This is a genomic window from Segatella copri (assembly GCF_024330485.1).
In the GTDB taxonomy this organism is placed as follows: Bacteria; Bacteroidota; Bacteroidia; order Bacteroidales; family Bacteroidaceae; genus Prevotella; species Prevotella copri_L.
Genome location: NZ_JANDWX010000005.1, coordinates 40,317 through 59,375, shown reverse-complemented (window position 1 = coordinate 59,375; position 19,059 = coordinate 40,317). Strand labels below are relative to the sequence as shown.

Sequence of the window (19,059 nt, the reverse complement as noted above, 5' to 3'; positions counted from 1 at the left end):
TATTATGACGATGCCACCCTCGCCGAGAAAAGCAAAACCTATAAGAAAAGTGTTATTCTTTTCTAGAAAATCAGCGAAAAGCAAGAAAATTCAATCGTTTTCGCTGATTTTCTAAGTAGTTTTCTTGGTGTTATCCTAAAAAAAACGTATCTTTGCAACCAACATTATAAAACTATCTTACAATGAGTTACGCAAATATCATAGGAAGAAATAAAGAGATAAATATACTCGACAGAATATACAAGTCTAAGAAATCTGAACTTGTAGCCATTTATGGCCGTCGAAGAGTAGGCAAATCTTATCTCGTAAGCGAATGCTTTGGAAAGAAGATTCTCTTCAAAGCAGTAGGTACTTATATTAAAGACGGAGACAAGGACTATGAGTCTTACCGTCAACTTCAACTTGCGCATTTCTATGATTCGCTAGTGATTGCAGGATTATCGACAAAGGAGTCGAAACCCACTTGTTGGAGAGAGGCATTTTTACTTTTGAGAAAAGTTCTGGAAGGAAAAAGAAACAGAAGGAAAATCATCTTTATCGATGAACTTCCATGGCTTGCAGGACCGCAATCATCGGAAATGATAGCAGAACTGGGATATTTTTGGAATTCATGGGCAGACAGTGAACGAAATATTATACTCATTGTCTGTGGATCGGCTACAAGTTGGATGCTTGATAATGTGATACATGACTATGGAGGTCTGCATGGAAGACTCACGGAAACCATCAAACTATTCCCTTTCACTCTAGCAGAATGCGAAAAGTACTACAAGAAAAATGGTTTTCATCTCTCACGCTATGAAATGTGCGTGAGTTATATGGCTATAGGTGGAATCCCCTATTATCTGGATAAGCTCCGCAACGACAGAACAATGACAGACAACATAGACTGCATATTCTTTGCTGATGAATTGATTCATCAGGAATTCAAAGATGTTTATACAGGACTTTATTCCAGCAAAGAGAAATACGTCGACATCGTTAAAGCTATTGGCAGTAAGTTCTATGGAATGACACAATCAGAGCTTTCCAAGGCTACAGGTATCAAAACTGGGGGTACCCTGACAAAGCTACTTGACAACCTTAGAGAATCAGGAATTACGAGAGAGTATCCCCGCTATGGAAAGGAAAGAGTCGAAACCGTATATCAGCTAAAAGATTTCTTTTCTCTATTCTATCTGAGATTTGTTCATGGCAAACAAGTCAAACAAGGAGGATGGAACGCTATCCATGGGACAGCCACATTCTACACATGGGCTGGAGATACGTTTGAACTTTTGAGCATAGAGCATCTGCAAAACATACAAGACACTCTACGTATCCATTCGGTTGAAAGAAACTACAGTTGGTGTGGGAAAGCTGAAGACGGAAAAGGTGCTCAAATAGATTTAGTCATGGAGAGTAAAAGTACTCAAACAGATTATCTCTGCGAAATGAAATTTTCAACAGGTAATTTTACTATCACACAAGATGTCGAGGAGAATATACGTCACAAGATAGACGCTTTCGCAAATAGCAAGATGCATAACAAAACTCGCTCAATACAAACTGTTTTGGTGACAACAATGGGACTTAGTTCCAATATGCATGCAAGCATCATCAATCACCTGATAACTCTTGAGCAATTATTTCAACGATAAAATAGAAGAATAATGAAAGAGGACTGCCAGCGATGGGTGGTTCTCTTTTTTTAATGACCTCCAATGGTTAATTATCAATAATTATAAATACCTTTATTATATGCGTATTTATAATTTTAGTATCTTTGCACCACAAACTAAGTACAAATCGTTTAAGGAAATAGCAGTACATTAAACTATAAGAATATGAATCCATATATCAAACAATTCCCCGACCTCATGGCGGGCAAGAAAATCATGTATGTTCACGGTTTCCTCTCTTCTGCACAGAGCGGCACCGTAAAGATGTTGCAGGAACTGATGCCAAATGCCACCCTCGTGGCTGAAGACATCCCGGTACATCCGGAAGAGGCCATAGAGATGCTACAGAAGATGGCGGAGACTGAGAAGCCTGACCTCATCATCGGTACCTCGATGGGAGGCATGTATACCGAACTGCTGAAAGGATTCGACCGCATCCTCGTAAACCCTGCCTTCGAGATGGGCGATACAATGAGCAGCATGACCGGCAAGCAGGAATTCCAGAACCCGAGAAAGGACGGAGTGAACGAACTGATGGTTACCAAAGGCCTCATCAAGGAATACCGTGACTTTACCGAGCGTTGCTTCCAGGACATTACTCCCGAGGAGCAGCAACGTGTTTACGGTCTCTTCGGCGATGCTGATCCGCTGGTCCATACCTTCGACCTCTTCCATGAGCACTATCCGCTCGCCATCCCATTCCATGGCGAGCACCGACTTATCGACAAGGTAGCATTCCACTATCTCTGTCCGGTAATCCGCTGGATTGACGACAAGCAGAACGGCAAGGAGCGCCCTATCGTATACATCGACTTCGATGCCCTGCACGACAGTTACATGAAGGCAACCAGCTCGATGCACAAGGCTTACGAGATGCTGATAGAGCATTATAATGTATACATCGTAGCCCCAGCGCCAACCAACGACCATGAATACATGGCGAAGGTACAGACCTGGGTGGAGGAATATCTCTCTACCCCAGCCTACAACCACATCATCTTCTGCAACCAGAAGAACCTGCTCTACGGCGATTACTTCATCGACCCTAGCCCATGCGATGGTTTCATGGGTACGACGATAGAATACGGCAGCGATGAATTCAAGACCTTCGAAGAAATCATCACCTTCTTCGAAAGACTGGGAGGACAATAAAGGGAAGAGTGAAGAATTCTCTTCTTCTTCGCCACACGCCCTGAAAGGGCAGAAGCTCCTAGCCCAGGGTAACACCCTGGGTTAACATACAAACAAAAATGTCGCCCTGTAAGGGCAAAAGCTTCACATAATCAAAGCTTTTGCCCTTACAGGGCGAGGTTGTTAAAATCATCATACCCCCAGGGTGTTACCCTGGGCTAGGAGCTTCGGCCCTTTCAGGGCGAGCTGCGATTATGCCTTATCCAGATTCTTCGGCAACACGAGGTTCAGGATAACGGCGAGCAGGAAGACTACGGCTACACAGTTATCGGCAAATACGGTGCGGACAATCTCTGGGAAGATGTTGAACATACCTGTTGCAGATGTGAATCCGAGACCTACGCTGAGCGAGAGGCTCACGATGACCATGTTGCGCTGAGAGAAGCCCGTGCGAGCCATCATGCCGAAACCGGCAAAGAGGATGCTACCGAACATCATGATGGTACAGCCGCCCAATACAGCCTGAGGTATCGTAGTCAATACATAACCGATAGCTGGGAAGATACCACCGATAATCATGATGATGGCACCCATGGCAATAGTAAAGCGGTTCACTACTCCCGACATCGCTGCCAAACCTACGTTCTGACTGAAAGAAGTGATAGGAGTACAACCGAAAAGACCGGAAACCGAACTGACGAAACCATCGCAGCAGACTGCTGCACCCATCTCCTTAGTCTTAGGATCACGCTTCAACGCACTGTTGCAGAGCGCAGAAGTATCACCAATCGTCTCTGTGGCAGAAACCAGATATACTGCTACCACCGAGAGAATAGCACCGATATTGAATTCAGGAGTGAATGGCAAAATCTTTGGCAAAGCTACGATAGAGAGACCAGAAAGTCCACTGAAATCTATCATTCCCATAAACAGAGCCAGAACATAACCTACCAGCAGTCCTACCAATACAGAGAGTGAACGCAAGAAACCCTTGGCGAAAATCTGACAAAGCAGACAAGCCAGCAAAGTGACAGAACCCACAACCCAGTTGTTCATGCTACCGAAATCAGCAGCACCCTGACCACCCGCAAAAGAGTTGGCACCAACAGGAAGGAGCGAGAAACCGATGGCTGTTACCACGGTAGCGGCTACTACAGGCGGAATGAGCTTGATCCAATACTTGGCGAAAAGTCCGAGTGTTCCTTCTACCAGACCACCAATGATGACAGCGCCTATCAAAGTACCCATACCATGAGCACCGGCAATGGCGATGGCGAGCGAAAGGAAGGTGAAGGAGATACCCATCACGATAGGAAGGCGAGAACCGATACGCCATACCGGATAAAGCTGCACCAAGGTACCGATACCGGCGATGACCATACAGTTCTGGATAAGCACGGCGCTCACCGAACTGTCCAGACCTATCGCACCAGCGAGAATCATGATTGGCGCAATATTGCTGACGAACATCGCCAGCACATGCTGAAGACCAAATGGGAGTGCTTTACCTACGGGCACTCTGCCGTCTAATTTGTAGAGATTTTCTATTGACTGTTCCATTGTCGTTATAATAATTAGAGAATTTCCATTATCCATCAATTCAGTGTCTTTTCTGAATTTGGCGACAAAATTACAAAGAAAATCTGAGAAATCGTTCCTTTTCTCCATTTTTCTCTATCCCGCATGATAGAATACAAGAAGAATCTACGAAAAAAGGAAGGCTGCAGTTCATATTCCGTGCAACCTTCCTTTTTTATCTTATCTCATTAATACTCCGTCTTTTCCGCATTTTCCTCCCACATGCGGAAGGCACCGAGCGCCTCATCTCTCATCAGCGCAATCATCGGCTTGTGGCGGTCTTCTATCTTGCGGTCTATCTCCTCATAGATAAACTCATCATCGAAACCTATCTTTGCCGCATCCTTCCGGTCGTTGGCATAATAGATACGGTCGAGATGTGCCCAATAGATGGCACCCAGGCACATCGGGCAAGGCTCGCAGGAGGTATAAATTTCGCAACCTTCCAGATTGAAGGTCTTCAGTTTGCGGGTAGCCTGTCGGATACAGTTCACTTCGGCATGAGCCGTAGGGTCGAGGTCGATGGTTACACTGTTGGAAGCCTCAGCGATGATGATACCGTCCTTGGCAATCACAGCACCAAAAGGTCCGCCCCCCGTCTTCACGCTATTCTTTGAGAGCTCAATGGCTCTATGCATCAATTCTTCCTTTGTCATTGTTTAATATTTTTAGATTAATAATACCCCTTCTTTTCAATTGGGGGCTACAAATATACAAAAAAGAAATGATACGGCAAGCATTTCATACGAAAAAATGCTTAATGGAATACTTTTTTCCCATCACCTCGTTAATTATCCATAATTATAAATACATTTATTATAAGAGTATTTATAATTTTTGTAACTTTGCGCCATCACTTATAAAAAATTGATTATGGATATACCCTTTATTTATGGAAGACTCGCTGAGAAAGAGAGTTTTATCGACAGAGTAGAAGACAGAAGGGAACTGAAGAATTTCCTTCGCCACGGCATCAACGTCATCTTGGTATCTCCAAGAAGATGGGGAAAATCTTCGCTTGTCAGAACCTCTATGGAAGAATTAATGCAGGAAGAATCCAAGACAAAGGTTTGCTTCATGGATGCCTCCAAGATTCATACGGAGGAGGAATTCTACAACAAATTTGCCTCCATCGTGATACAAGGAGTTTCTTCCACATTGGAACAGAAATTATCTGACTTGGTGAAATTTATCAATCGTTTTACCCCAAGCATCACGATAGCTTCCGACCCAATGAATAGTGTAGAGGTCAACCTAAAGGTGAATCCTGTAAAGGAAAGTCCTGAAAACATTCTGCAACTCCCCGAAAGGATAGCCGAGGCTAAAGGCATCAAGATTATCGTCTGCATCGATGAGTTTCAGCAGCTCGCCAACCTGCCAAAATGGAAGAACCTTGAAGCTATGCTGAGGGCTGAATGGCAGTTGCAGCACCATACCACCTATTGTCTCTACGGCAGCAAGATGCACATGATGAAAGATATTTTCAACAAAGCGAACAGTCCTTTCTTTAAGTTCGGACAACTGATGAACCTGAAGAGAATAGCCAAGGAATATTGGATTCCATACATCATGAGCAATTTTAAGAAGACAGGAAAAACTATCTCTGAGAGCCAAGCAGAATGTCTATGCGAAAGAGTGAAGTATAACTCTTGGTACGTACAGCAATATTGCTTCTTCCTATGGTCACACACAGACAAAGAGGTGACGCAAGAACTCCTCGACAACCAGCTCCAACTGGTTTTGGACACCAACGAAGACTTGTTCTTGACAGAGATGGACGAGCTCACTCCCACCCAAATCGGCATGTTGAAAGCCATCGCTTCTGGCGAAAAGCACTTCAATGCCAAGGATGTCGTAGAGACGTATAGTCTGGGGCAGCCACAGAGCATCACACGTAACAAAAAAGTATTAGTAGAGAAAGATCTCGTTGAGAAACATCTTCAAGATTTCTCATTCGTCGATCCTGTCTTCGAGCTTTGGCTGAAGAGAGAATACAACATTTTACCATAATGGGAATAAAAACAGCCAATAATCGCATTTTCGAGGAAAGAGATGAGGTAAACATCTCTTTCCTCGAAAATGTTATCAATTACTCCAAATGTCATAGCAGAACTTCAAGGATTTACTTCCTCCATTTAGCTGATAGCAAAAGTTATCCTCACCATGTTTTAACACTTTTACCAAAGAGGAGTCTTCTAAAATAATCCTTCGGAAAATGCTATAAGACCTAAAATTCTTACAGTCTGTCTCAGATTGCTGTATGACAAACACATACCTATTTAGAGGATACTTTCTTATAATGTCCACCATTCTCATTGCTAACTTCTCCGTAAAATCTGATTTTACATTAGAGAAGAAATACGAGAAATTGATAATAAACAGAGATGATACTTGAGACTCTTTATCCCAATATTCATCTGTCAATTCATTAAAAGAAGTAACAAACTCTGTATTCATTTTGTCAAATGCCTGCTCTTGCAGAAACTTTTGTCCAAGTTTCTGCATCGCAACGGAAATATCCACACCTACATAATCAATCTGCTCAATATTTGAAAACTCATTCATAAATGCAGATATGCATGTTGATGGTCCACAACCTATATCAATGTAATGCACCCTACCCTTACACCCATCTAGTTCATTTTGCAGAAATGTTCTGTAAGAATTCAGAATAGCCTTTAAACTACAATAGTGTTGTCGCATGATATAATAGCCATACAATAACACTTGCTGTTGAGGAGACACAACTGTCAATTCATTTTGTATATCTGAAAATAGGGACAATTGATTTGAAAAATCTATTCTTCCATATCCAATAAGGTTCATATTCACCTCCATTTTGTTCCCAAAGATATAATTAGGCCATTCCGTATTTGATGCCTGCTTTATAGGAGCAACAACTAATTTATTAAAAGCCTTTTCAAACTTATCATCAACAGTATATACAAAAGTGTCAAAGGTTGCATTATCAACAACTTCCCTCTTAGAGACAGAGAATTCACCTTTAACATACTTATTTACATCAATTTCAAAAAAGCTTTGTATGCTCTTACAATATTCTATCAGCTTATAGAAAGTTATATCTTGAGCCAACAAACGCTCATACCCTACCAGAACAAGGTTTTTCTTTGCTCTAGTCATTGCAACATTCAGTTTTCTGTCTATTATTGCGCCATCGTTCTCATCATAATACTCATTGCTTGTCAAGAACGCCAACTGATAATGCTTCTTTGCAGTAAAGCCATATATAATAAGATCACGCTGACTACCTTGATAGCGTTCTACCGTATCAATAGTTATATCATGCAAACAATCAATACCATGTTGTGTACTCATATTATCTATCATGTTTCTGACTGTAGATATTTGGTTTCTATAAGGCACAATAACACCTATAGACTTATTTATATCAAAATGATTTTTCATCATTAAATAAGCCTGCACAACTGTTGCTGCAATCAGCTTAGCCTCTTCACCATTAACTTTATCTGACTCTTTAGGGTCTAAGGAAGGAGTACATGACAAGAAAGATACCCTACGAGTAGTCAATAAGTCCTCAATACCATTCTTACCCGCCCCGACTGATGGAGTTTGTTCTTTTTGGTGTTCTACAGGAACTACTTTCAAAGAGTTCTGATAGAATGTATAATTAGGGAACTTAGCAATTTCGGGATGCATTCTTCCTTGATGCGTAAGGACATGACAATATTGCTTATTGTTCTTTCCCAACAGCTTTTCAAAACGTTCAAACAACGACAATCTGCAATTCTCTAATTCAATCTTATTAAGCATAGGATCATTAACCATAGACTCTTGTGGTTCTTGTTGTACAACTGCAGGTAACTGTTTTTCATCACCTATGAGAACGAACTTAGCTATTGCATTTTCTGCTCCATGCTTGGCACTTAATAATCCTAACACAAAAGGTTCCAAAATCTGCGACGCTTCATCTATAATAGCAAGGTCGAATTTCTTAAGATTAAAGATTTCTATCTTGCTAATAAATGCAGTTGTCGTACCACAGAATATTTTTGTATCTACAATTAACGTTCTCAGATCACTAAGTTTAATGTTGTCAAGGCTCGCCATTTTATCATCCAACAGATACTTTCTATATTCAGGACTACATCCATGGTTGCTACCTAAACGTAAGAAGTTCAGATTATTCTCTACCAACTTACTACAAATTTCATCAACAGCTCTATTGGTGTATGCCATTAAAAGTATGGATACATTGGGGTCTGTCAAATGTTCCTTTAAAACATTCAACATACCATAAGATGTTTTTCCTGTGCCAGGAGGACCAACAATAAGATATAAGTCCTTTGCTTGCTTTGCATGCAGCACTAATTCATTAAATTCTTGAGAACCATAATTACCACTCAACTTTACAGATTCATCTACACTTGGCTTTCTTTGCCCCAAAATCAAATCCTTACGGTCTTGATTTGCTGACAAAAAAGCATGCATTCCTTTATATAAAGAGGAATAAGACGACTCCATAAAATCATGTTCTATAGCCCATACTGTTTTATCTTTATTTTCATTCTCCTTATATGTAAATACATACTGATGTTGAGAATTTCTAAGCTCTACCTCTACATACTGTAACGTTATCTGAATAATCGTTCCTCTAAAAACAATATCAGATGTAACTTTAGGTTCTTCACTTTCAAGATATGGATAAAATACGACAATATCCCCCATACGGAAATTAGAAACATCCAAATCTTCATCTTTATCAAAGAAGAACTTTACTTTTTCAACTTCTGAATTTGGTGACAACGGCTCCATTTTTAGCTTCGTATAAATATTGCCAGCATCTTTTCTCTCTTGCAATGAGCTATTCCACAAAGTAGCAAATCCCGATTCTTCTTTTGTCTTATTTCCTATTTTTGACAACATATGTTCGGTTGCAACAAACTGCATATACCTATAATAATATGCCTTTTCCAATTCAGACGCCTTATCCAAGGGAACCAAAACTTTTTCAATTTTATCCTTACCCCACTTTAGATACGTTTTATCCTTTACATTTGGGAAAATAGCATCTGCACTTAATTTCTCCAAATCATTAAAACCATTTTTTGCATAACGTTTTTCTGCCCACACAATCAAATTCCTGATTTTGAGAGCCTTAAATAGCAACACTGGAGCAGACCCTAATCCAAGCAAGCCTTTAGCATATTTTGAATAAAACAACCATGAAGCCAACTTATCATAGCTCATTTTCTTATAAGAATAATGAAATATAGCTCGATAAAGGAGCAACTGTACATAATGCTTTTGGAGGTGTTTTGCCGTATTAGCATCACCAGACCATGCACTTTTACCACTTTTTTGCTCTATAATCGTATCAAGATTTAAACCAATAAAGTCCAAACGACCTTGCAATCCCAATATGCCACAAAAATAAGATGGCTCCAAAATAAGTTCGTCCACATTAATTTTGCTTCCATCTTTCTTATGAATGTATTCACCATCCAATACCTCTTCTATAATTCTTTTTTGGTTCTGCGCCTCTATATGAAATGTTGCCAATGGATCCTTACAACAAGCAAAAGCCAACGCATTTTTCTTGAAAAAGCTCTTCAAGCTTTCCTCATATGTCATTTTCTTTTTGTATGAAGCTTCATCTAACAACTGACCAGCAAAGTTACCCAAAAGTATAGATGGTGTAGAAACCATTGGCTCAATCTTCTTTATAAGATTCATCTTATAAGAATCACCATATTCCTCAAAACAATTCGCTATTGTTGTTACATTCACAAGATAATCTGGCTCTACAATTATAAGCTCTGGATATAAAATTCCATTCTCTATCCTTGGTTTTACCAAGTTTAGAATCTCACCTTTTTCTATAATCAGACCTATATATGACCAGCTTTCATTAAGTTTCCTATTCGAGTATTGTGTCTGGTTAAACTCCTTTGAAGTCACATAATCCACTTTTACATTCTCTCCATTGTCATCCCTTGTCACATATAGATACGTAGCATCCCACTCATTGACAACGCAACGAATGCAATCTACAACTTTTCCAATACTATCCTTAAGTCGCTCTATAAAATCCTTTGTTTTTAAAACAGGGAACTGTGAAGACAAACTCAAAGGAATTTGTCTGCCATCATAAATACAGCTAATAAATGTACAAACAGCTCTCAAATCCTCCCCAAAGAGACAAGCAAGTTCATTATTTTTTATTTCATCTATCTTTCTTAGACGGACACGTACATCATTAATAGCATGCGTAAGATTTTGGTATTTAACATTTTCATATATCTTATACTCACGAATAAGATACTGTATTTTAGAAAACAAGCCAGTAAATTTCAAGCTTATACCTTTTATCTTTTGATTGACTGCATTGTTTAAGACTCTATCCAATATTGCATATTTGTCCCTTATAGACAACGTTGCAGGAATCGCTTCCAACTCTTCAAAAAACTCAAAAACAGTTTCTGCAGGAGATAGACTTTTCTGCACATCAACGCCTTTCAAATCCACCTCCAGCATACTTACCACTTTATTCACATCAAAATTTTCTTCGGAAAAAGACTGTAAGCATGAATCTAAATACGTATCGAGTTTATCAACAGACAAAACATGTAGCCAATCCTTTTCTGCATCCACATCCGAAGGCAACAAGTTAGTACCCTTTTGAAAAACGACACAAACTTTCACTTTTTTCCTAGGCAAAATCTTTCCAAACCATTTTTCACCCTGTTCCTTGTATATATGCGCCTGTTTATAAGGGTTAATAGCACCAAAACCACCTTCAATAATTTTACCATCAGATGTTGTCCAAACTTCCTTTTTGGAAGGAGTTATTTCGGAAAAATAGTCTTTAAAAATAAACAGTCGAATTTCTTTTGATGTAATAAGTACAGCATTAGACCGTAAGCCCCCAAAAGTGTAATTTCCTAAAAGGAGGTAGGAAACATGCACTTTACTTAATACAAGCAACAACTCATCAAACATGAATTCCTCATATTTGTGGTCAAACTCTCCATATTTATAGATTACTGGTTTCATATAACATTGTTTATTATTTATTTTCCTGTTATTGTTTCTGCCTTTGGGTTACTCAAATGACATTGATAATTTGCTTTTGCAGCTGCTTTACTTGAATTTGCATAGCAATATTCACATAAATGTACACAAGTATTATATTGTCCAATATCCTTAGCATTTATGCAGCCACAAAACTTCCGCTGCCCACTATCCTTATTACAGCCATGCGTAGCATACATATTGTTTGGCAACAGTATTGCATCTTTAGGAAGTTCTTCCGTATCACCAAACAAATTGGGTATCGGCATTGGTAAGATTTTCACTTTTAAGAAATCCATAAGCACCTTATCTTGATACGCCAACCTTATAATAAGTTCATCATCTATACAATGATTATGGATTACTCCTTCCAAATCTATTTCTTCCGCACAAGTTGCCAACTCATAGTTCCATCCTTGCATTTCATTAAGCTTAACTAATTCTTGCGCAAAATATACCATATCTCCCTTTGTCCATTCTTTATACCTCACATGGTTGTCTTCTAAGTTTCTTTTAACCTTACCATAAATTCCTATATCAGCAAAACTAAAGACTAATTTTTCTGTATACCCCTTTAGCTGGTCCCCAATATTTTTTATCCTTGAAAGAAGAACTGAAATGTCTATATCTTCAGTTAACATCAAAGGATCAAAGCGCCAAATCACATGACCTTTTCCTAACTTTTCAACTAAAGTTTTAAACGTTTCTATTCTGCTACTCAACTTAGGTACTCCTATTTCAAGTCTATCGTTTTCATAATCATTCAAAGTATATTGTATATAGCAACCTATCTTCTTTTCCTCAAGCCTATCAAGATAAGAAAGAAGAGGTTTAGGATTTTTAGACCAAAACACGATAAAGCGAGTATTCAGAAAAGAGACATAGCTTCGCACACCATTAAATGGATTCGTCCAAGCGCAATAGCCATTGTCAAGCCTATCGAAAAACCAGTCAGAATAGAATGCAGGTATGTCCGTACTTCTACTAGCAGATACTATTTGGGGTGTCTGCATCATAACCATCTCCCCATTCTCACGAGGCAATAGTGTTGGATTCCATTTTCCATTTTTCTTAATCAACTCCATATACTTTCTATTTAGGCTTCAAAGATACAGTTATTTTTTTGATAATCAAAAAAAATAATTACTTTTTTTTATTTTATCAACAAATTCAATGAAAAACCTCTATAATCAACAAAAAACGCTCATTTTGCAAATTTTTCCCCCAAAAAATTTGGTGATACGGAAATAAAGTCCTATCTTTGCATTCGGATTATACACAAAAGGATAAACAAGAGACATAAATACAGATATAGGATTCCGGTGCTCCACTGGCACTGGAATTCTTTATTTTTTATGCTACTTGCCAACCGATTATTAATAACATTAAAACAACAAGAAAATTATGGCTTACATGTCACAAGAAGGCTACGACAAACTCGTAGCTGAGCTGAAACAGCTCGTATCTGTAGAGCGCCCTAAGGCATCAGCCGCAATTGCTGAAGCCCGCGACAAGGGTGATTTAAGTGAGAATTCTGAGTATGATGCCGCTAAAGAGGCACAGGCTCATCTGGAAGATAAGATCAATCGCCTGAAGCTCACCATTGCCGAGGCCAAGATTATCGATACCAAGCAGCTCAGCACCGACAGCGTGCAGATTATGTCGAAGGTAGAGATGACCAACATGGCTAACAAGGCAAAGATGACTTATACCATCGTGAGCGAGAGCGAGGCAAACTTGAAGGAAGGCAAGATTTCCATCAAGACTCCTATCGCACAGGGATTGCTCAACAAGAAGGTAGGTGAGATTGCAGAAATCAAGATTCCTCGCGGCACCATCAACCTTCGCATCGACAAGATTTCATTTGAATAAAACGGAATAAAAGGAACTATCATATCGGCAGCGATGCCCGTATGACGGTTCCTTTTATGTTATATGTAAGCCTACCCGATATATTCTACAGAAAATGAAAGTAGCCGATGCAACGACACCAAAAAGAGAATAAGAAAATATGAATTGTAAATTATAAATTATTAATTATAAATTGATTAGCGATTATGGCAAGCATTTTTTCAAAGATTGCAGCAGGAGAGATTCCTAGCTACAAGTGTGCAGAAAGCGACAAGTTCTATGCTTTCCTCGACATTAGCCCTATCGGCAAAGGTCATACTCTGGTAATTCCCCGCAAGGAGGTTGATTACATCTTCGATATGGAAGACAAAGACCTGGCTGAGTTTGAGGTTTTCGCCAAGAAGGTAGCCAAGGCTATCAAGGCAGCCTTCCCATGCAAGAAAGTGGCGCAGGTTGTTTTGGGTCTGGAGGTTCCTCATGCCCATATCCACCTCATCCCTATGAACAGCGAAGCTGATGTAAACTTCCGCAAGGAGCATCTCAAACTCACAGAGGAAGAGTTCAAGGAAATTGCTGATAAGATTTATACAGAATTCAAGAAACTTTAAATGCAAGAAGTTCCAAACAGAAAAAGAGCTGCGAATATGCTTCGCAGCTCTTTTTATATCTTTATTTCATAAGCTCTTGCTTAGACGAACTCATCGCCTTTCTTCATCTGCACCTCGTTTACATATTTACGCACCAGGGCAGAAGAATCTTCTTTCTTGCATATCAACAATACATTGTCATTCTCGGCTACTATGAAACCATCCAGTCCGTTCAATACAGCCAGCTTTCCTTTAGGCAACTTGATTACATTGTTGTGACAATTCTCCATCATCACATCGCTGTCAATCACCACGTTGTCATCGCTGCTCTTCTGCATCGCCTCGTAGATACTGTGCCAGGTACCCAGATCAGCCCAGCCGAAGTCACACTTCATCATATAGACATTGCTAGGTTTGTCAAGCACTCCGAAATCTACAGAGATATTCGGATAAGAAGAGAAACTCTCCTTCATGTAAGCGTTCTCAGTCTCCACACTGAATTCCGGATACTGTTTATCGTAATCACGGAGTACAGGGGGCAGAATCTTGCAGAAACACTCACGCAGATACTTCACATTAGAAAGGAATAAACCCGTATTCCAATAGAACTCTCCACTCTCTACAAAAATCTTGGCAAACTCTCTTTCCGGTTTCTCTGTAAACGACTGCACCTTGTACAATCCGTTGCCGATAGCTTCACCCATCTGAATATATCCATATCCAGGTTCAGGACGGGTTGGCTTCACACCCATCGTCAGGAAACGGTCATGTTCAGCCACAAAAGCCAGACCTTCCAATACGTTTTCCCGGAAAGCATCTTCATTGAAGATAGCCTGATCCGAAGGAGTGGCGATGATGCAGGCATCAGGATTGAGCATCGAGATGCGATGATTGGCCCATGCCATGCTAGGTGCCGTATTGCGATGAATAGGTTCCGCCAATATCCGTTCTGCAGGAACCTCAGGCAACTGTTCCTTTACCAGTTGAACATATTCTTCATTTGTGTTGATGTATATATGGTCGGCAGGCACAATCTTTGCCATACGGTCAAAGGTTTGCTGAAGCTGGGTGCGCCCTACTCCAAAGAAGTCGACAAACTGCTTCGGATAGTTGCTGCGGCTGCAAGGCCAGAGTCTGCGGCCCTTACCTCCCGCCAATATCACACAATAATTATTTCCGTTACTCTTCATATCTTGAGTCTAATATTTTGTTGGTTTTCAAAATTCATCTGTAAAGTTAGTGATTATCCGTGAAAGTGCCAAAGATTTTCTTGAAATTTAATAAAGTGGACTATAAAAACAACAAAAATTTAATGTTTCTGCATTAAAAATGCATTTTTAGGAAAAAAAGTCACCAAAAAGTTTGTCAGTTCAAAAATTATTAGTACCTTTGCAACCGCAAATAAGCAAGGTGGTATTTGCCCAGATGGCGGAATCGGTAGACGCGCTGGTCTCAAACACCAGTGGAGCAATCCATCCCGGTTCGATCCCGGGTCTGGGTACCAAGATGGAGAGAAGTTCACTTCTCTCCTTTTTTCGTTTATATACCTTATTATATATATACGCATTTATAACATCATTATATATCCACTTATATCTTATCATATCACCCACTTCACGAAAACGTTTACAACGATTTATTTAGAATAAGCCTTTCTATTTTTGGCTTTTCAAAAGATAATATTTATCTTTGCAGAAGAAATAACTTATATATAATAACCCAACAAACCGAAAAAATAGATGAAGAAATTTTTTAGCATGGTATGTGCTTGCTTGTTGGCGCTAAGTGCCCAGGCAACCGACATCAAAAAGTATGATGCTCTATATGAGAATCTGCCATTCCAGATGGAAAAGGTAACCCGTCCGCAATTCCCAGCCAATGAGGTAAATCTCAAGGACTTTGGTGCCATTGGCGATGGCTCTTCTCTCTGTACCACAGCCTTTGCCAAGGCTATCGATGCGCTGACTCAGAAAGGCGGCGGCAAACTCATCGTTCCACAGGGCGTATGGTTCACAGGTCCTATCGTTTTGAAGAGCAATATCAACCTGCATCTCGAAAAAGGTGCAGTCATCCTTTTCTCACCAGATGATGCCCTCTACCCTTTTATAGAAACATCGTTTGAGGGTCTGGATACACGCCGCTGCCAGTCGCCTATCTCTGGTCATCATCTTACCAACGTGGCAATTACCGGTCAGGGTTGCATTGACGGAAACGGAGAATACTGGCGCCCATTGAAGAAGCAGAAGGTTACCGCTGCACAGTGGAAGCAGATTACTTCACGTGGCGGTGCATTCAAGAGAGCTGACTACTGGTTCCCATCAGAAGGTGCATTGAAGGCAGACAACAGTGCCAACATGAATGTGCCTAAAACTCCAGCTTCAGAAGAAGAATGGAATGAGATCAAGCGTTTCCTCCGCCCTGTAATGATCAGTCTCGTAAGCTGCAAGAACGTTTGGCTCAATGGTGTCATCTTCCAGAATTCACCTGCATGGAACATCCATCCGCTGATGTGCGAGAACGTTCTTATAGAAGATGTATTAGTCCGCAACCCTTCTTACGCTCAGAATGGTGATGGTCTTGACCTGGAGAGCTGCAAGAATGCACTCATCGTCAATTCTACTTTCGATGTAGGCGATGATGGTATCTGCATCAAGAGTGGTAAGGATGCTGACGGAAGAAAGCGCGGCATTCCTTGCGAGAATGTCATCGTAAACGGCTGTACCGTATTCAAGGGTCATGGTGGTTTCGTTGTTGGCAGCGAGATGAGTGGTGGCGTAAAGAATATCAAGGTGAGCGACTGCCAGTTCCTCGGCACCGATGTAGGTCTCCGTTTCAAGAGTACCCGCGGTCGTGGTGGTGTAGTAGAGAATATCTACATCGACAACATGTCAATGTTTGATATCCAGACAGATGTCATCACCTTCGACCTTTACTATGGTGGCAAGTCTGCCGTTGAGGTTCTCAACGATGGCGATGAGGCTAAGAGCCAGAAGGTACAGAAGTTCAAGGTAGACGAGACAACACCTTGCTTCCGCAATATCGACATCAACCATGTCATCTGCCGCACAGCCCGTCGTGCAGCTTACTTCAACGGTCTCCCAGAGATGCCGGTAAGCAACATCCACATCAAGGATATGGAGGTAAACAATGCAGAGTATGGTATCGTCATCAACCGTACTGACGGCGTGAAGCTCGAAAACATCAAGGTTAGTGCAAAGAATCACACCTTCGATGCAAAGAACTCGAAGAATGTGACTGTCAACGACAAGACATACAAGAAGATTGACGAAAAGGGTATCACCCTCGATTTCTAACCGACATTCATCAGACAAAACATTTATAATGCCGTCCTAACCCCATCAAAAATGGCAGTTAGGGCGGCATTTCTGCTTATAGTACATGTCTTCACTCTTCACCTTCTTCCCTTCCCTCGTCATACCGACAAAGCGGTAGAAAAAGTCTTCATGAGCAGACAAAATCTTCCATATCACCTATAAGTCATTTTGTTTATAAGATAAATGAATACAAGCTGTATCTGCATGATGAATCAAGAGGAGCGTTTTCTCCCCTTTTCTCTTTACAATTCGATCGTCCTTTTGGTATTTTTGATACAAATCCCAAAAGGCAGATAGATTCTCATGGATTGTATCTCCATGAGGATCTACACCAACAAAAGAGAAACCTCTATATTCCTTGCACGAAACAACACGAAATACATAAGCCTTGGGTACTTCCTCGTCAAGAATCTGCTTCTTTACATCATCATCTGTTTCATACAAGCGAAACTCATAGAAGAACCACCCAAAGACAATCAAGAGGATTCCGAATATCTTGGCTATGTTTTTTAAGTCACTCATATTCGTATCTTATATTTCTATAAACAAATCCACTCTTACCTCGAATAACCATCCACTTATGATATAGTTTTTTTTCACAAATTTCTTTCCAAGAATTGCGCTTTACATCCTCGAATTTAATCAAAAATAAATAGCACGTATCTTTCCTTGAAAACAAATATACCGAATCCTCACAACACGTTGAATCAGGGAAGACAGCCATAATACCTCGTAAAGATAATTCTTTGTTTACAGGAACATTAATGGTATCAAATTCCTCCACACAAGGTATATCATAAGCAGGCAATATCTGACAATGCACACTATCAATGGCATCAAAGTAAGAATGTCCTATAATTAATGTATCACCTGTGCAATTTTTAAACTCCACACTTCTTTTGTAATAACCAAATGGTAAGCAAGATGAAACCAAATACAGAATCATCAAGAATACGTTAAATATGAATAACTTTTTCATTTTTATTTCAATTCGTGAAAAGGGTACTTCCCTGTTATTATCTTCTGATAAACAGCGTAAGGAGGATAAACAAATCCCATACTATACGATTTATATTCTCCCACTAAATCACCTATATGTATATATTTCTGATTAATAGTCCACACATACCACTTGTGTGACACTGTTAGATGATTCGTATTGCCTGGCGAATACAATTGTTCCGTATCTATTGCTACATACTGAAGATAGATTCTTGCACCATCTTCCAACGTCACATAATAGATGTCTCCTACTCTATTTTGAATTCTTTTCTTAGCCATGTTTTGCAAAATTACGACATTTATATCAAATTAGACTGCACCTACTTCACCCAAAGCACTATGGACAAATAAGCAGCATACAAAGAACCCAGAAACACACATAACGTTATGAAGTGCCATTTTTTATTGTTTTTTTCCTTTTTGAACTTCTTAAAATATACTTTATATACATTATCTTTGAATGCGGACAAATAAGCAATCAAGCTCGATAAGCCCAAGCATATTATCACGCATATTTCAAAATAAGCGTCTGGTATAACGACTAATCCCAAATGCCTAACCAAGGAGACAAACAACATTATATAAGCCCCAAACAAAATTCCAAATATGGGTTTAGCATACATCATACTAACACCGTAATCTAAATTATATACAACATTCTTAGATATACGTTTGCGCCATGCTATATATTCTTCCAATGTCGTTTTTTCCTTATTTATAAGGCTAAACGGATCCCATTTATATGTAAGTTCGTAAGCTTTGTTCATCAATGAACTAAATAATTTATCCGCTAAATTATTGCTCCACACTTCAAAACAGTAGAAAGAATATAATAATCGAGTAAATCTCTGCTTCATTTTT

Annotated in this window: 14 protein-coding genes and 1 tRNA gene; 7 read left to right on the top strand and 8 right to left on the bottom strand. The window is 39.8% G+C overall.

The genetic code is table 11. The features are described 5' to 3' along the window. The first annotated feature begins 182 nt into the window (after window positions 1-182). Both NNC77_RS04810 and NNC77_RS04805 read left to right on the top strand, forming a co-directional pair. Window positions 183-1,640, top strand: coding sequence for an AAA family ATPase (locus tag NNC77_RS04810; protein ID WP_254970198.1), 1,458 nt, complete (start codon window positions 183-185; stop codon window positions 1,638-1,640). A 186-nt stretch (window positions 1,641-1,826) separates the two neighbouring features. Further along, window positions 1,827-2,813 carry a YqiA/YcfP family alpha/beta fold hydrolase gene (locus NNC77_RS04805; RefSeq protein WP_254970197.1) on the top strand — a complete coding sequence of 329 codons (987 nt, stop codon included), beginning with the start codon at window positions 1,827-1,829 and terminating at the stop codon, window positions 2,811-2,813. Between the two features lie 231 nt (window positions 2,814-3,044). Here NNC77_RS04805 and NNC77_RS04800 read toward each other — a convergent pair whose 3' ends face one another. Further along, complete coding sequence (locus NNC77_RS04800; RefSeq protein ID WP_118063365.1) at window positions 3,045-4,352, bottom strand: nucleobase:cation symporter-2 family protein; 1,308 nt, start codon at window positions 4,350-4,352, stop codon at window positions 3,045-3,047. Window positions 4,353-4,558: 206 nt separating this feature from the next. Beyond that, on the bottom strand, window positions 4,559-5,026 hold the full coding sequence (locus NNC77_RS04795) for a nucleoside deaminase (protein WP_006847694.1): 468 nt from the start codon (window positions 5,024-5,026) through the stop codon (window positions 4,559-4,561). Between the two features lie 217 nt (window positions 5,027-5,243). Here NNC77_RS04795 and NNC77_RS04790 point away from each other — a divergent pair, with 217 nt between their 5' ends. Beyond that, window positions 5,244-6,380, top strand: coding sequence for an AAA family ATPase (locus tag NNC77_RS04790; RefSeq protein WP_254970196.1), 1,137 nt, complete (start codon window positions 5,244-5,246; stop codon window positions 6,378-6,380). 75 nt (window positions 6,381-6,455) lie between these two features. Here NNC77_RS04790 and NNC77_RS04785 read toward each other — a convergent pair whose 3' ends face one another. Further along, entirely contained in the window at window positions 6,456-11,405 is a 4,950-nt protein-coding gene (locus NNC77_RS04785; RefSeq protein ID WP_254970195.1) for an AAA domain-containing protein, read from the bottom strand. A gap of 17 nt (window positions 11,406-11,422) precedes the next feature. Then, complete coding sequence (locus tag NNC77_RS04780; RefSeq protein ID WP_254970194.1) at window positions 11,423-12,508, bottom strand: DUF1848 domain-containing protein; 1,086 nt, start codon at window positions 12,506-12,508, stop codon at window positions 11,423-11,425. A 319-nt stretch (window positions 12,509-12,827) separates the two neighbouring features. On the opposite strand from NNC77_RS04780, the gene greA reads away from it, so the two are divergent. Both greA and NNC77_RS04770 read left to right on the top strand, forming a co-directional pair. Beyond that, window positions 12,828-13,295, top strand: a complete 468-nt coding sequence (gene greA / locus NNC77_RS04775) for a transcription elongation factor GreA (RefSeq protein ID WP_022120765.1) — start codon at window positions 12,828-12,830, stop codon at window positions 13,293-13,295. Between the two features lie 185 nt (window positions 13,296-13,480). Beyond that, window positions 13,481-13,882, top strand: coding sequence for an HIT family protein (locus NNC77_RS04770; protein WP_118063359.1), 402 nt, complete (start codon window positions 13,481-13,483; stop codon window positions 13,880-13,882). 80 nt (window positions 13,883-13,962) lie between these two features. Here the strand turns inward: NNC77_RS04770 and NNC77_RS04765 are convergent, their stop codons facing one another. Next, window positions 13,963-15,051 (bottom strand): mannose-1-phosphate guanylyltransferase, encoded by a 1,089-nt coding sequence (locus NNC77_RS04765; protein ID WP_254970193.1) that lies wholly within the window; start codon window positions 15,049-15,051, stop codon window positions 13,963-13,965. Between the two features lie 229 nt (window positions 15,052-15,280). On the opposite strand from NNC77_RS04765, the gene NNC77_RS04760 reads away from it, so the two are divergent. Both NNC77_RS04760 and NNC77_RS04755 read left to right on the top strand, forming a co-directional pair. Then, window positions 15,281-15,365, top strand: a tRNA-Leu gene (locus NNC77_RS04760). A 235-nt stretch (window positions 15,366-15,600) separates the two neighbouring features. Further along, window positions 15,601-17,175, top strand: coding sequence for a glycosyl hydrolase family 28 protein (locus tag NNC77_RS04755; protein WP_153139290.1), 1,575 nt, complete (start codon window positions 15,601-15,603; stop codon window positions 17,173-17,175). A gap of 177 nt (window positions 17,176-17,352) precedes the next feature. Here NNC77_RS04755 and NNC77_RS04750 read toward each other — a convergent pair whose 3' ends face one another. From NNC77_RS04750 to NNC77_RS04740, 3 genes are all read right to left on the bottom strand, one after another. Continuing rightward, a complete protein-coding gene (locus tag NNC77_RS04750; protein ID WP_254970192.1) occupies window positions 17,353-17,718 on the bottom strand; it encodes a hypothetical protein in 366 nt (121 codons plus the stop codon). Beyond that, window positions 17,711-18,175: a hypothetical protein gene (locus NNC77_RS04745; protein ID WP_254970191.1), complete on the bottom strand. Its 465-nt coding sequence runs from the start codon at window positions 18,173-18,175 to the stop codon at window positions 17,711-17,713. Before NNC77_RS04745 ends, NNC77_RS04750 begins: the two co-directional genes overlap by 8 nt. 343 nt (window positions 18,176-18,518) lie before the next feature. Further along, a complete protein-coding gene (locus NNC77_RS04740) occupies window positions 18,519-19,055 on the bottom strand; it encodes a hypothetical protein (RefSeq protein WP_254970190.1) in 537 nt (178 codons plus the stop codon). Between the last annotated feature and the right edge of the window lie 4 nt (window positions 19,056-19,059).

Bases quoted from the DNA above. Each gene is read 5' to 3' on its own strand.
- NNC77_RS04755 (WP_153139290.1), top strand. From the start codon at position 15,601: ATGAAGAAATTTTTTAGCATGGTATGTGCTTGCTTGTTGGCGCTAAGT.
- NNC77_RS04780 (WP_254970194.1), bottom strand. From the start codon at position 12,508: ATGGAGTTGATTAAGAAAAATGGAAAATGGAATCCAACACTATTGCCT.
- NNC77_RS04765 (WP_254970193.1), bottom strand. From the start codon at position 15,051: ATGAAGAGTAACGGAAATAATTATTGTGTGATATTGGCGGGAGGTAAG.
- NNC77_RS04745 (WP_254970191.1), bottom strand. From the start codon at position 18,175: ATGAAAAAGTTATTCATATTTAACGTATTCTTGATGATTCTGTATTTG.
- NNC77_RS04790 (WP_254970196.1), top strand. From the start codon at position 5,244: ATGGATATACCCTTTATTTATGGAAGACTCGCTGAGAAAGAGAGTTTT.
- NNC77_RS04810 (WP_254970198.1), top strand. From the start codon at position 183: ATGAGTTACGCAAATATCATAGGAAGAAATAAAGAGATAAATATACTC.
- NNC77_RS04795 (WP_006847694.1), bottom strand. From the start codon at position 5,026: ATGACAAAGGAAGAATTGATGCATAGAGCCATTGAGCTCTCAAAGAAT.
- greA (WP_022120765.1), top strand. From the start codon at position 12,828: ATGGCTTACATGTCACAAGAAGGCTACGACAAACTCGTAGCTGAGCTG.
- NNC77_RS04785 (WP_254970195.1), bottom strand. From the start codon at position 11,405: ATGAAACCAGTAATCTATAAATATGGAGAGTTTGACCACAAATATGAG.
- NNC77_RS04740 (WP_254970190.1), bottom strand. From the start codon at position 19,055: ATGAAGCAGAGATTTACTCGATTATTATATTCTTTCTACTGTTTTGAA.
- NNC77_RS04800 (WP_118063365.1), bottom strand. From the start codon at position 4,352: ATGGAACAGTCAATAGAAAATCTCTACAAATTAGACGGCAGAGTGCCC.
- NNC77_RS04805 (WP_254970197.1), top strand. From the start codon at position 1,827: ATGAATCCATATATCAAACAATTCCCCGACCTCATGGCGGGCAAGAAA.
- NNC77_RS04750 (WP_254970192.1), bottom strand. From the start codon at position 17,718: ATGAGTGACTTAAAAAACATAGCCAAGATATTCGGAATCCTCTTGATT.
- NNC77_RS04770 (WP_118063359.1), top strand. From the start codon at position 13,481: ATGGCAAGCATTTTTTCAAAGATTGCAGCAGGAGAGATTCCTAGCTAC.